Source organism: Bacillus sp. z50 (assembly GCF_058313585.1).
Window position 1 is genome coordinate 1,120,521 of the sequence record NZ_JBZFQL010000001.1, and the last position, 13,537, is coordinate 1,134,057.

General features: G+C 38.2%; 14 protein-coding genes. All 14 read right to left on the minus strand.

Annotated elements, in window-relative coordinates:
- Positions 1-60: 60 nt before the first annotated feature.
- A complete protein-coding gene (locus AC4G3N_RS05365; RefSeq protein ID WP_066105371.1) occupies positions 61-1,842 on the minus strand; it encodes a penicillin-binding transpeptidase domain-containing protein in 1,782 nt (593 codons plus the stop codon).
- A gap of 118 nt (positions 1,843-1,960) precedes the next feature.
- Entirely contained in the window at positions 1,961-2,437 is a 477-nt protein-coding gene (greA, locus tag AC4G3N_RS05370) for a transcription elongation factor GreA (protein ID WP_066105374.1), read from the minus strand.
- Positions 2,438-2,695: 258 nt separating this feature from the next.
- Positions 2,696-3,328: a uridine kinase gene (udk, locus tag AC4G3N_RS05375; RefSeq protein WP_066105382.1), complete on the minus strand. Its 633-nt coding sequence runs from the start codon at positions 3,326-3,328 to the stop codon at positions 2,696-2,698.
- Between the two features lie 2 nt (positions 3,329-3,330).
- A complete protein-coding gene (locus AC4G3N_RS05380; RefSeq protein ID WP_491089846.1) occupies positions 3,331-4,602 on the minus strand; it encodes a peptidase U32 family protein in 1,272 nt (423 codons plus the stop codon).
- 21 nt (positions 4,603-4,623) lie between these two features.
- Positions 4,624-5,553: a peptidase U32 family protein gene (locus AC4G3N_RS05385; protein WP_066105387.1), complete on the minus strand. Its 930-nt coding sequence runs from the start codon at positions 5,551-5,553 to the stop codon at positions 4,624-4,626.
- The gene (locus AC4G3N_RS05390) at positions 5,550-6,203 is read right to left on the minus strand and encodes an O-methyltransferase (protein WP_066105391.1); all 654 of its coding nucleotides are present in this window, start codon (positions 6,201-6,203) and stop codon (positions 5,550-5,552) included. The genes AC4G3N_RS05385 and AC4G3N_RS05390 overlap by 4 nt, the downstream gene beginning before the upstream one ends.
- A gap of 163 nt (positions 6,204-6,366) precedes the next feature.
- A complete protein-coding gene (gene mltG, locus AC4G3N_RS05395) occupies positions 6,367-7,491 on the minus strand; it encodes an endolytic transglycosylase MltG (RefSeq protein WP_225983611.1) in 1,125 nt (374 codons plus the stop codon).
- Between the two features lie 300 nt (positions 7,492-7,791).
- The gene (locus tag AC4G3N_RS05400) at positions 7,792-8,064 is read right to left on the minus strand and encodes a DUF1292 domain-containing protein (RefSeq protein WP_066105394.1); all 273 of its coding nucleotides are present in this window, start codon (positions 8,062-8,064) and stop codon (positions 7,792-7,794) included.
- Between the two features lie 17 nt (positions 8,065-8,081).
- On the minus strand, positions 8,082-8,501 hold the full coding sequence (gene ruvX / locus AC4G3N_RS05405) for a Holliday junction resolvase RuvX (protein WP_066105397.1): 420 nt from the start codon (positions 8,499-8,501) through the stop codon (positions 8,082-8,084).
- 1 nt (position 8,502) lies between these two features.
- Positions 8,503-8,769, minus strand: a complete 267-nt coding sequence (locus AC4G3N_RS05410; RefSeq protein WP_066105399.1) for an IreB family regulatory phosphoprotein — start codon at positions 8,767-8,769, stop codon at positions 8,503-8,505.
- Between the two features lie 168 nt (positions 8,770-8,937).
- Positions 8,938-11,577, minus strand: a complete 2,640-nt coding sequence (gene alaS, locus AC4G3N_RS05415; protein ID WP_066105403.1) for an alanine--tRNA ligase — start codon at positions 11,575-11,577, stop codon at positions 8,938-8,940.
- Positions 11,578-11,925: 348 nt separating this feature from the next.
- Positions 11,926-12,993, minus strand: coding sequence for an AI-2E family transporter (locus AC4G3N_RS05420; RefSeq protein WP_306821560.1), 1,068 nt, complete (start codon positions 12,991-12,993; stop codon positions 11,926-11,928).
- Between the two features lie 112 nt (positions 12,994-13,105).
- The gene (locus AC4G3N_RS05425) at positions 13,106-13,237 is read right to left on the minus strand and encodes a YrzQ family protein (RefSeq protein WP_077248072.1); all 132 of its coding nucleotides are present in this window, start codon (positions 13,235-13,237) and stop codon (positions 13,106-13,108) included.
- 32 nt (positions 13,238-13,269) lie between these two features.
- The gene (locus AC4G3N_RS05430; protein WP_066105409.1) at positions 13,270-13,458 is read right to left on the minus strand and encodes a YrzR-like zinc ribbon domain; all 189 of its coding nucleotides are present in this window, start codon (positions 13,456-13,458) and stop codon (positions 13,270-13,272) included.
- Between the last annotated feature and the right edge of the window lie 79 nt (positions 13,459-13,537).

The following is a 13,537-nucleotide window of genomic DNA, read 5'->3' on the forward strand; positions in this document are numbered from 1 at the left end:
AAGATTATTTTAACATGGATAGGTAATCACTAAAAGTTATTCAATTTTTCGTCATATTTTTTATTCCAGGCCTCTTTTTTGATTAATTGCATGTATCCCATTGACCATTTGTAAGTATAAAGGAGTTACCGCACCCGACTTGCTCGCTGTATCCAGATTTACAATCACCATCGCATATTTAGGTTTTTGAAAAGGAAAATAACCTGCAAACCATTTATTGTACATCTGTTTTGTTTTATCTTCCTTGGCCCCAATTTCTGCTGTTCCTGACTTACCAGCAACATCGTACTTGGCTGTATGTAGATTACCCGCAGTGGCATATTTCCCTGTTGTTGTTACTACTCCTCTTAATAATTGCTGTAGCTTGCTGGCTGTTATTTTTGAAATGGCTTTACCTTCTATAGGCTGCTCTTTGAAGGTGGCAATGGTTAATCCGTCATCATCGACCGCTTTAGTGGCAGCTCTAGCCATCATTCTTTCACCGCCTCTGGCAATCGTGGCCATCATATTGGCGATGGCAAGCGGAGTTACTTTTACATTTAGTTGACCAATCGATGTATTCGCCACAAAATTCTCATCCTTCTTCATGGAGGATTCTGTCCATATGACCCCAGATTTTTCTTCCGGCAGTTGTTTAATGAGAGATGTATGGAATACACTTCCATTCCACCCAATTGGTTGAATTAAGCCAAGCCGCTCAGCATACTCTTCAATAAGATTCGGATTTTTATCTGCCAATTCCTTTCCCAGAACTCCAAAAACTTGGTTGCTGCTTAATGCAAACCCTCGCTTAAAATCAACCATTCCTAGCAATCTTCCTGTATTTTTATCAACAGGTCGCCCTAAATGATCCAAATTACCGTTAAATTCTCTTCCATTCAGGTTTAGGCCTTCTTCTATGGCAGCAGCTGCTATAACCGTTTTAAATACGGAACCAGGAGTCTGTGGAGTAATCATTTGATTATGGTTACCCTCATTGTTTACATCTTTATTTACAAGCGGTGTGGAAAACATAGTCAGAATATCATTAGTCTCAACATCTAAAATGATGATTCCGCCTTTTTTCAGCCCACTATCATCAGCAACTTGTTCTGCAAGTTTTTGATAGTCCTGATCCAAAGTAGTCTGTATATTAATTCTTTCACCAGATTGACCTTCGTCCAAATAACGGATATCCACTCCAAACATTGGCAGTCCATTGGCTGCTTTGTGATAAACTAGTTTTTTACTGCCATTACCCTGCAGGAAGATCTGAAAGGCTTTTTGCAATCCTGTTTTCCCTACTTTTGTTTGATAATCAACCGGTGTATAGCCTATTTTATTAGCTTCATCTATTTCATTCTTATTTAATGTCAGGGACCCTAGAAGATGGCTTGCTGAAGGATTTGCTATAACCTCTCTCTTCTTTACACCTATAATACCTGGAATATGAAGATTGTTAATTTGCGCAATTTGGCTATCTGTTAATTCTGTTATACCTTTATTTTCATAAATAAATGGTTCCTCTTCACTCTTTAGCCTTTGTAGTAGTATTTCTTTCTCTATCTCAAGAATGTCTGCCACTTTATCTGCAGGCCAATCTAAATGTTTAACAAATGGAAAGAGTACTAACACCGATTTGTCCTGATAGGATATCGACTTACCTTCTCTATCAAGAAATCCACCTCTCCCATCATCCAAAGTGATTTCGTCAATTCTTTGTCTCACACTATTCTCTAATAAATTTACCCGGTGTTTGGAATATTCCTTTGGCTTCACTATCTGTATATGTACCAGCTTGGCTATTAATAAAGTAAACAGCAATAGAAAAATAATTCCTGTCCCCAATATTCTTTTTTTCATTTAACACACCCCTTACTGTTACCAGTTTCGACGGGGCTTGCCTATTTCAAACTATAATTGAACAAATAAAAAAGGCACCTAAAATAGGCGCCTTGCTGGTTCTTTCTTAAATTTCAAATTATTGAACGGATACGATTACGACTTCCATATCTCCACCTGGAGTAGAAACCGTTACTTCATCACCTGGTTTTTTTCCCATTAAACTGCGGGCAATAGGAGAATCATTTGAAATTTTATACTCAAATGGGTCAGCTTCTGCAGAACCGACAATTATATAAGTTTCTTCTTCACCATCAGGTAATTCTTTAAATGTTACGGATTTTCCTAATGTAACCGTTCCATCCTGAGATGCACCTGACTCAATAATTTGTGCATTTCTAATCATATTTTCAAGTGTAGTGATTCTTCCTTCAACAAATGCTTGTTCTTCTTTAGCAGAGTCATACTCAGAGTTTTCGGATAAGTCACCGAAACTGCGTGCAATTTTAATTCGTTCTACAACTTCTTTACGTTTAACCGTTTTTAAAAGTTCTAATTCTTTCTCTAATTTTTCTTTTCCCTCTTTAGTCATTGGGAATACTTTTTCAGTAGCCAAAAAATTTCACTCCTTCTGTACTTTCACCATGCAGCACCAACCGCTCCATGTGATCATGTGTATATATATGCACTTAATAACTATGTATATACCTTTATTGGTATAGGAATTGCGCGTTCTCAATCGAACGCGCAATTTACACTCATTGTTAGCTTAATTTCTTTTTATCGATTTGTCTATTAATTTTATCAAAATTTTTTCAAAAATGAGTAACTTTTTTGTTATTTTTATGGAAATTGGTGTAAAAACAAAATATTCCTATAAAAGGGATTTTTGCTCCAAAATCGTTTGGATTTTAGTACCAATTACATCAATAGCCACGTAATTGTGTCCGCCTTCAGGAATAATAATATCCGCATAGCGCTTAGTAGGCTCAATAAATTGGTTATGCATAGGACGTACCACAGATGTGTATTGTTCAATGACTGAATCAATTGAACGGCCCCGTTCTTTTATATCACGCATTAAACGACGTATTATACGAAGATCTGCATCGGTATCAACAAATAGTTTAATATCCATTATATCGCGTAATCTCTCATCTTCAAGTACCAAGATTCCCTCGAGAATAATAACGTCCTTAGGTTCAACAGGAATTACATCCTCAGAGCGTGTATGCATAGCATAATCATAAACCGGCTTTTCAATTGCTTCATAACGAAGCAATTTGTTGATATGCTCCAGCAATAGATCATTATCAAAAGCCAATGGATGATCATAGTTTGTCTTTAGTCGTTCCTCAAAAGGAAGATGGCTTTGATCCTTATAATAATAATCTTGTTCTAGAATCATGATGGAATGACCCTTGAATTTTTCATAGATTGCTTTTGTTACACTCGTTTTCCCTGAACCCGAGCCACCTGCAACCCCAATTACAATTGGCTTAGTCATTTTTAGTTGTTCTCCTTCCTCATCATATCATATGGATGAACCGGTTGATCGACTTTTAAGCGGACAGTCATAAGCGGATGTCTTGCAGCATCTAATTCATTGCCGTCCTCATCCCAGATTGTTCCGACTGTTTGCGTAAAGTTTTCGATATTAGGTCCGAAAAATTCAATTTCGTCTCCCGGTTTAAAGTAATTTCTTTGCTGTAACGTGACTATAGATGTATTTTCATCATACGATAAGACAAGCCCGGCAAAGTCATGCGTTGTTTTGTTATTATGATTGCCAAACATTTGCTCCTTATGGCTTGGTACACCTTCAAAGAATGCGGGAGCTGTTTCCCGATTCGCACACTTATTGAGCTCTGTAATCCATTCCTCTTTGAAAACAAAATTGTCCGGATCCGCACAATAAGTATCTATAACCTTGCGATAAACACTGACAACTGTTGCAATATAATGAATGGATTTCATACGGCCTTCGATTTTTAAGCTGTCGATTCCCGTCTCTATCATAGTTGGGATGGATTCAACCAGTTTCAAATCTTTAGGACTCATCGCAAACGGTTGGTCTTCATCTTCAAATAATGGTTTTTCACCATCTTCCGTATTAGCGAATAAATGATAATCCCATCTGCATGATTGGCAGCAGCCGCCTCGATTAGAATCACGGGCTGTCATATGGTTAGATAGCGTGCAGCGCCCTGAATAAGCAATACACATCGCCCCATGAATAAAGGTTTCAATTTCAATATCAACCTTTTCTTTCATTAGCTTGATTTCTTCTCCACTCGTCTCACGTGCCAAAACAACACGATCCAGCCCTTCTTCTTTCCAAAACTGTACAGCTTTCCAGTTTGATAAGGATTGCTGTGTACTTAAGTGGATTTCCAGCTTTGGAGCAGCCTTTTTACAGGTCTCAATTATTAACGGGTCAGCTACTATAATACCTGTTACTCCAGCTTCTTCAATCCCTTTTAAATACTCCGGAAGTCCATCGATGTTCTCATTATGAGCAAAAATATTAGTGGTCACATATATTTTAGCGCCGTATTGTTTAGCAAACTCCACGCCTTCTTTCATTTCTGCCAATGAAAAATTTCCGGCATTGGAGCGCAATCCATATTCCTGACCGCCAATAAATACTGCGTCGGCACCATAACGGACAGCGATTTTTAATTTTTCCAGGTTACCGGCAGGAGCCAGTAATTCCGGTTTTTTTACAATAACGCGTTTTCCGTCAATAATCTCGGAAATTTTATTTTCTGACACGGACATTCGGTCATCCTCCATTCCCTGTTAATAAACAGTCTCCTTGAAAAAGAAGCCTGTATCCAGCGATCTGTTTGCCGGTTGAATTTCTTCAGCTTTCTGCAGCAGTTCTTCCTTCTTATCTTCGTATAGATCCGGATTCTCTGCATATAAATCAATTGCCTCGCGATACAATTTGGTTACTTCAATAAGATAGTCAGAATCCTTTAAGATTCCATCAATTTTAAAGGAGTCTACCCCAGCATCGAGCATTTCTGCCAATTCATCAATAATGCAAATATCATTCGGACTCATAATATGAGTGCCGTTTTCATCTTCAAAGATTGGATATTTAGCGTTACGCTCAGGATCGTGCAGGAATAAGCTTTTTTGATCCTCCAGGCTATCCACTTTCATATTGCGGCCTTGGTAATTAAAGTAATTCCCGATAAGCGTCCGTTTTGACTGAAACATGGCTGTCATTCCATGCACCTGTACTTCAATCTCGACTTTGGCATGTTCTTTAATTTCAATGATAGCGTCCATATTAATTTCCCGGGCAAGGACTGCACGCTTAGCTCCTTTTGTTCCCCAGTAATTACACGTGAACCAGTTGGTCGCTGTTGTTTCTGTATTCCAATGCAGTGGCAGGTTCGGAGCTGCTTCACGAGCAGCCATCAAAACAGCTGGATCTCCAAAGATGACAGCATCAGCTTGATTGGCATCTAAGAAACGCAAATAATCGGACAGCTCGTCCACTTTCTCATTATGGAAGATGGCATTCATAGCCACATATACTTTCTTTCCTTTTGAATGGGCTAGCTGGATTGCTTCTTTAACAGCCTCTCTGTTAAATTCTCCAGCCAGTCTCAGTCCATAACGTTGTTCCCCTATAACAAATGCATCTGCACCTGCATCAATTAATGGGATGATATCTTCAACCTTAGTAGGTGTTAGTAATAGCTCAGGGGTTTTCATGCCTTTTCACCTCGTTTAATACTGATAGCCAAACCATCCCCGACAGGGATAATGACAGTATCAAAGTTTTCCTTATTCATGAGCCATTCATTATAGCCTTTTATTTTATTAACTAAATTTTTTGTTCGTTTAGATTCAATCTCTTCCTGTTCAAGAGCCACCAAGCCTTTAAAGAGAACATTATCGGAAAGGATAATTCCTCCCTCTGCCAAAGACTTTTCATATATTTCAAAGAAACGTTTATATTGTCCTTTAGCTGCGTCGATAAATATACAATCAAAAGGTCCTTCTGGAGAGACAGCTGATTCTGTCTCAAGGGCGTCACCTTTTATAATCTTTATTCTACTCTTCATGTCCGCTCTTTCAATAAAATGATGAGCTTTTTCAATACGTTCCTCATCTCTTTCAATTGTCAGTATTGAAGCTTCTGGCAGCGTATACGCCATTCGTAAAGCAGAATAACCAATTGCTGTTCCAATTTCTAAAATTTTTCGCGGCTTTTGGATTTTTAGAATCTGTAACATAGACTCCATACCGGTTAATTCCATAATCGGAACACCATTTTCCCTTGCATACTCTTCCATTTCACTTAATAAATCATTTCGGGAAGGTACAAGAGTCTGTAAATAGTGATCAAGATTCTTATTCATCCTTATTCCTCCAAACCCTGTACTTTGCTTAATTCAAAAAAATGAGAAAGCCAGGTGGCTTTCTTTAAATACATACACTATTTTTATGCACTTCGAATATTTTAGCATATTTAGGGGAAAGAAGCGAAACGTTTCTTCTCTTCCATAGTTCCCCTCCAAATGCTTAATTATTCGTTATATGTTTTGCCTTATCTTTATTATGTTCTTCTAATGTTTTATTAAAGATGACTTCTCCCGATTTAGTAGCAAGGAAATATAGGTCATCAATATCTGCAGGGTTTAATGCCGCCTGAATAGAGGTTTCACCTGCATTGGCAATTGGTCCAGGGGTTAACCCCTTATGTCGATAAAGATTATATGGTGAGTCGACTTCTAAGTCTTTGTATGTCACCCGATCTTTATGCTCTCCCAATGCGTACAGAACAGTTGGATCAGTTTGCAATCGCATATCCTTCTCCATCCTGTTTTTAAACACAGCAGATATTTTATCCCTATCCACCTTCTCAGTTGCTTCTTCTTCAATTAAGGATGCCATTGTTAATAGTGTATGCGGTGTCCATTTATCCTTGGACATTTCATCCTTATACTTCGCTAAGATTTCGTTGGTTTTTTTTACCATATCGCTAACAATTGACTCTATTGTTGGATCTTCCTCATAAAATGAATACGTTGCTGGATATAAATATCCTTCCAATGGATATCTGACATTCTCGGCAAGAATATCATCCGTTAATAAATCAGGATACTTATTCATCATTTCTTTAATAAATCCATTTTTATTTATAACGGCTAAGACATCTTTTGACTTTTTGCCTGTTTTCTTGGCAATAATTTCTGAAATTTGTTCCAGATCTCTTCCTTCCGGAATAGTAATTCGATAGGTCTCAGCTACAATTCCATTTTTGATTTGATCGATGATTTCCTGAATTGTCATAGATGGTGATAAATTATAGGTTCCAGCCTGGAAACCAGATTCATTTTTAAACTTGACATAGTATTTAAATACTTTCGCGTTTTTTACGACTCCATTATCCTCTAATGTTTGAGAAATCAAACTAATTCCTGAACCACGAGGGATTTCCACCTTGATTGCATCTTTATTATCTGGGTCAACAGGTTTTAATGCGGAGGAGATATACAAATACCCACCAAGTCCAACAAGCGTCATGACAAGGATGACAGCAACTAACGAAACAGTAACAATTTTCCGTACCACTCTAGCTTCACTCTGTCTTTCAAGTAGCTTTATTTTCATTTGCTCTTTCTTCCAATTTTTATCATTATCCAAAAGTGATGCCCCCCTAAGGCATTTTATTACAAGCCCTCTTTATTTATTGCAAACATTAGCGGAATCTGTCAATGATTATCATAAAACTTTTTCTTAAACCGCTTGATTATATAATAAATTTCATGAATTGACCATTACTTTTTTATAACATGCTCTATTTTTCGGAGAATTTACCTAAAATCTCTTGAATAATCATCCTTTCACCATTCCTTGTAAAACCATTTCATCATTATTCCACAATACTTAAATCTACACATAAAAAAACTCCCCCGATAAAACCGGGAGAGCTATATTTTCAGTTTATTCTTCTTCGTCGAAGAATGTATTAATGACTTCTTCAACTAGAGCCCATTCTTCATCATCTTCTATATCATTTAATGTTCCGACTTCACCTGTTTCATCAGGAATATAAGAAGCTACATGGATGAGGTCTTCATCTTCTTCGCCTTCGTTTCCTACTGGTGCAAATACAACGTATTGCTTATCATAATCATCCAATTCGAACGTAAGTAATATTTCGTGTAACTGCTCGTTACCATCTTCATCAACAATTGTTATCATATTTTCTTCCATGTCTGATCACCTCTAAATTATTTGCCGCCACTATCTAAATATCCTTGCAGAATTAAGACAGCGGCCATTTTATCTATAACTTTTTTGCGTTTTTTACGGCTTACATCTGCATCTAATAAAACCCGTTCTGCGGCCATTGTGGTTAAACGTTCATCCCACAAAACGACCGGAACCTTATATCGTTTTTCAAGCTTTGAAGCATAATACTGACTTGCCTCGCCTCGCGGACCTACAGTTCCATTCATATTTTTCGGCAAACCTACGACAAATTTATCGACTTTATAAGGTTTAAGGATTTCATCTAAACGTTTCAGGCCAAGCTGATTTTTTTCTTCGTCAATTGCTATGGTTTCCAAACCTTGAGCAGTCCAGCCCATTTCATCACTGATGGCGACTCCCACAGTTTTACTACCCACATCAAGACCTACAATTCGCATATTATCCCTCTCGTTGCTGCTCTAAATAAGATTTGACCAGAACTTCTATAATCTCATCTCTTTCAAGCTTTCTAATAAGATTTCGTGCATCATTATGACGCGGAATATAAGCAGGGTCTCCTGACAAAAGATAACCTACAATCTGGTTAATAGGATTGTAACCTTTTTCATTTAGAGCATTATAGACTTCCATTAAAACATGGCTAACGTCATGCTCAAAAGAATCCTCCGGGAAATTAAATTTCATTGTTTTATCAAATGAACTCATTCCAACGCACCCCGCTTTCATTCAAAAAGCTATATTTCCATTGTTCCTCTTATTGTACACTACTTAAACCTAATAATAAAATTCGAATGATAGTTTTGGCTAGTCAATACTATCCATGCCAAAATGATTAGATTCAAAAAGAAGGGGGGCAAATCCTTTGCCCCGTTTTTATTTGTTAACCAAATCTTTTACCAGTTCAAGTGCTGCTTCTAAATCAGCAGGGTTCTTACCGCCGGCCTGAGCCATATCAGGACGTCCACCTCCGCCACCACCGCAGCGTGCCGCTACCTCTTTAATGATTTTACCGGCATGGTATCCTTGGTCTATTAAATCTTTTGTAACTGCAGCAATTAAGTTTACTTTTTCTCCTTGCGCACTTCCAAGGACAATGATGGAGGACCCTAGCTTTTGCTTTAAGTCATCAGCCATATTTCTTAAATTATTCATATCCTGAGCCTCTACCTTCGCTGATAAAACCGTTACACCATTAATTGTTTCAGCTTTGGATTGAATATTTCCTGCCTCGATATTGGAAAGCTTGGCTGCTAATGATTCATTTTCTTTTTGTGCGTCTTTTAATTCGCCTAATAGGGAATCAATTTTAACAGGCAAATCTTTTGGATTAGCTTTAACTTTAGCTGCTGCTTGGCGAAGAACACCAATTTGTTCTTTTAATTGAAGATACGCAGATTCGCCCGTTACTGCTTCAATCCTTCTGGTACCAGCCCCTATTCCACCTTCAGAGACAATTTTGAACAGCCCGATAGCAGAAGTATTAGGAACGTGGCAGCCACCGCAGAGCTCAAGGCTATAATCTCCCACTTGGACAACACGTACGATATCGCCATATTTTTCACCGAATAGAGCCATTGCCCCCATTGCTTTTGCTTCTTCAATCTGTTTATTTTCAATCGTTACATCAATACTCTTCCAAATTTTATCATTCACGATTTGCTCAACCTGTTCTAGCTCTTCTTCTGTAACTTGTCCAAAATGAGAAAAGTCAAAACGAAGTCGGTCCGGTCTTACTAAAGAACCCGCTTGGTTGACATGCGTGCCCAGTACATCCTTTAATGCTTGATGCAGTAAATGAGTTGCCGTATGGTTTTTAATGATTTTACGGCGATTTGCTTCATCTACAACCGCTTTCCCATACGCACCTTCCTTCAGTAATCCATATTCTACGATAACTGTATGCAGGTTTTGGCCATTTGGAGCTTTTTGAACATCCTTCACGAATACTCGTAGGTCTTCAGATTCAAAGAATCCTTTGTCCGCAATTTGTCCGCCGCTTTCAGCATAGAAAGGTGTTTGGTCAAAAATGATTTGAACTTCTTCTCCCGCCATGGCATCGTCCGCTTTTTCACCATTTTTAATGATTACTTCCACTGTTGCCGGGCATTCAAGGGTTTCATATCCAACAAATTTACTTTGTACTTTTATGTCACCTAAAATACCGCTTTGTACTTGCATGGAGTCTACATCCTGGCGAGCAGCACGTGCACGTGTCCGCTGAGCTTCCATCTCTCTTTCGAAACCTTTACGGTCGATTTTCATGCCTTCATCTTCAGCATACTCTTCTGTTAATTCAACTGGGAATCCATAGGTATCATAGAGACGGAATACATCAAATCCGTTTACTATATCGCTGCCCCTTTTCTTCTCAGCCTCAATAACTTCCGCAAGTATAGCTAACCCGTCATGAAGAGTTTCATGAAAACGCTCCTCTTCATTACGAACAACCTTCGCTATGAAGTCCTGTTTCTGTTTAACTTCTGGATAATAATCTACCATGATATCCGCCACAACTGGAACCAATTCATACATAAATGGCTTATTGATACCAATTTTCTTAGCAAAACGAACAGCTCTGCGCAGCAATCTGCGTAAAACATATCCGCGTCCTTCATTGGAAGGAAGTGCTCCATCACCTATTGCAAACGCAACCGTACGGATATGGTCAGCAATAACACGAAATGCTACATCTTTATCCGCACTTGTTCTATATTGTTGACCTGAAATTTCTTCAGTTTTATGGATAATCGGCAGGAATAAATCCGTATCAAAGTTCGTGTCACCATTTTGGAAAATGGATGCCATCCGCTCTAATCCCATCCCTGTATCAATATTTTTCTTCGGTAATTCAGGATACTCACTGCGCGGTATTTCTGGATTTGCATTAAATTGAGACAATACGATATTCCAGATCTCAATATAACGATCATTTTCGATATCTTCTTCAATTAAACGAATGCCGATATCTTCAGGATCAAATTTTGTACCGCGGTCAAAGAAAATTTCAGTATCAGGTCCGGATGGGCCTTCACCAATTTCCCAGAAATTGTCCTCAAGCGGAATTAAGTGACTATCCGGTACGCCTAAGCTTTTCCATACCTTAAGGGTATCAGTATCTGCTGGATAGTATGTGATATAAAGCTTGTCTTTTGGCATAGCAAACCAGCGTTCATCTGTTAATAGCTCCCATCCCCATTTGATTGCTTCCTCTCTGAAATATTCTCCAATAGAGAAGTTACCCAGCATTTCAAAGAAAGTATGGTGTCGAGCTGTTTTTCCAACATTTTCAATATCGTTTGTTCTAATCGATTTTTGGGCATTCGTAATCCTTGGATTTTCAGGAATAACTCGTCCATCAAAATATTTTTTTAATGTTGCAACTCCGGAATTAATCCATAACAGTGTCGGATCTTCCACCGGTACTAACGATGCACTCGGTTCAATTCTGTGACCTTTTTCCTGAAAGAAATCTAAAAACATTTGGCGAATTTCTGCCCCAGTCATGTACTTCATAAGATTGAATCCTCCTTTTTTATACACAAAAAAGCCCTCATCCCTAAAAACAGGGACGAGAGCTTGACTCGCGGTACCACCCTGATTACGAAACATCTAAAAAGTTTCGTCACCTCAGAAACCTTAACGCGGTTTAAACGGCGGGTTTTTGCCCGCACTCCGGACTAGCTTTCTGTCTCTCTTCTTCCAAAGTCTCTTTCAGCCATGGAGACTTCTCTCTTTCATGTAAATAGGATTTACATTCGGAAGGGCTTAAACATACTCGGTCCATCAACATATTTCAATATATTCCGTTATAAGTTGGATTATAGTCATAAGTATTTTCTTTGTCAATGTTTCAGGAATTGTTTAAGGGTTATTCCTTAATATTTTACTATGAGTAATAGCAACCTTCAAAAAGGCTAAAATAGGGACAGCAAGAATCAGGCCTAGTATTCCGCTAATCTCACCACCGACAAGCAAAGCAAAAATGATAATAAGCGGGTGCAGCTTTAACGTTTTCCCCATGATAATTGGTGAAAGGACATTCCCCTCCAGAAATTGAATCACAATAATGATAATGGCCACCTTGATGACCATGCCCGTTGACATAGTGATCGCTACGAGCAATGCCGGAACCGCTCCAATCAGAGGTCCGAAATAGGGAATAATATTCGTTACCCCAATAAAAAGGCTCAGCAATAAAGGATACTTCATACCAAATAACCAGAAAAGTATAGCGGCAAAGGATCCCACAATCGTACAGACCAAGAGCTGTCCGCGAAGATATCCGCCCAAAGAATGGTCGATATCCTTCAAGAACTTTTTCGTTGTGTCTCTGCTTTTTTTAGGAAATAATCTTAAACCAAAATCAATAATCTTTTCAGCATCCTTCAGTAAATAAAAGGATATGAGAGGGATGAGTAACACAAAGATGAAAAAATCCGACAGCCCACTTAGCGCTTCTATTAATACAGTTATAGAAGAACTCAGTTTCATTTCTATAGAGCTGATGATTTGCTCCAAACGATCATGCAGACCAAACGGCCAGCTTGAGGTTTGTGAATGAAAACGAGCTATGTAACCTCGATATAACTCTGCCATTTCTGGTGCTCTTTCTGCAACATCAATCATTTGGTTAATGAATACTGGAATTCCTTTATACAATCCATAGCCGACTGCCCCAAAAAACACCAGATAAATCAAACCGATTGCCAAACCTCTATGCAAACCTTTCTGATGAACTTTTTCCACCAGGGGATGAAGGAGGTAACTAATAAGAGCGGCTCCAATAAATGGTGATAATGCAGTTAGAAAAACCTGTATAACAGGAAACCATATTGGTCTGAGCAAGTAAAACACAAATAATACGATAAATAATAATAATAGAAATCCAAGTCGATAAAACCACTTTATCTGTATGTTCAAAAATCCCACCTCTGTACTATTTTCTTTATGTTAAAAGAAAATATGTATGGGGATTCTGCAGGCATACACTAAAAAAGGTTTAAAAGGCAGAGAATCTACCTTTTAAACCCTTAACTTCCAATCAAAATGACTTCATGATTGTTCGTTTAATCTTTCTCATATTACGGCCGGATAGCATTCCATTATTGGACATACTCCGATAGATCGCCATTCCCGCTCCTAAGGTTATTAACGACGAAACCATTTTATTCATAGCAACTCACCTCATAATTTAGGAAGTACGAATCAAAGACTCATCTGTCGGTCTTCTTCGCTAAACAAATCATCTAAAGAACTTAACACTCCATCCTCTTCCACCTGATGGACATGCATAATTCCTTTTTGGATAGATAATTCCACAAAACAATTCCAGCAATAATATTGATTCACGCCAATCTTGCCGATATCTTTGCTGGAGCAATTCGGACATTTCATAGCAATCACCTCATAAAAAAATATCTCTGTAATTGCCAGTTTGTCCATTGCATGCAGAATTCATTCAGCTTAAAGACCG

Excerpts from the sequence above, each read along its gene's own strand:
- AC4G3N_RS05365 (WP_066105371.1), bottom strand. The coding sequence starts at position 1,842 with ATGAAAAAAAGAATATTGGGGACAGGAATTATTTTTCTATTGCTGTTT.
- udk (WP_066105382.1), bottom strand. The coding sequence starts at position 3,328 with ATGACTAAGCCAATTGTAATTGGGGTTGCAGGTGGCTCGGGTTCAGGG.
- AC4G3N_RS05380 (WP_491089846.1), bottom strand. The coding sequence starts at position 4,602 with ATGTCCGTGTCAGAAAATAAAATTTCCGAGATTATTGACGGAAAACGC.
- AC4G3N_RS05385 (WP_066105387.1), bottom strand. The coding sequence starts at position 5,553 with ATGAAAACCCCTGAGCTATTACTAACACCTACTAAGGTTGAAGATATC.
- AC4G3N_RS05390 (WP_066105391.1), bottom strand. The coding sequence starts at position 6,203 with ATGAATAAGAATCTTGATCACTATTTACAGACTCTTGTACCTTCCCGA.
- AC4G3N_RS05400 (WP_066105394.1), bottom strand. The coding sequence starts at position 8,064 with ATGGAAGAAAATATGATAACAATTGTTGATGAAGATGGTAACGAGCAG.
- ruvX (WP_066105397.1), bottom strand. The coding sequence starts at position 8,501 with ATGCGAATTGTAGGTCTTGATGTGGGTAGTAAAACTGTGGGAGTCGCC.
- AC4G3N_RS05410 (WP_066105399.1), bottom strand. The coding sequence starts at position 8,769 with ATGAGTTCATTTGATAAAACAATGAAATTTAATTTCCCGGAGGATTCT.
- alaS (WP_066105403.1), bottom strand. The coding sequence starts at position 11,577 with ATGAAGTACATGACTGGGGCAGAAATTCGCCAAATGTTTTTAGATTTC.
- AC4G3N_RS05425 (WP_077248072.1), bottom strand. The coding sequence starts at position 13,237 with ATGAATAAAATGGTTTCGTCGTTAATAACCTTAGGAGCGGGAATGGCG.
- AC4G3N_RS05430 (WP_066105409.1), bottom strand. The coding sequence starts at position 13,458 with ATGAAATGTCCGAATTGCTCCAGCAAAGATATCGGCAAGATTGGCGTG.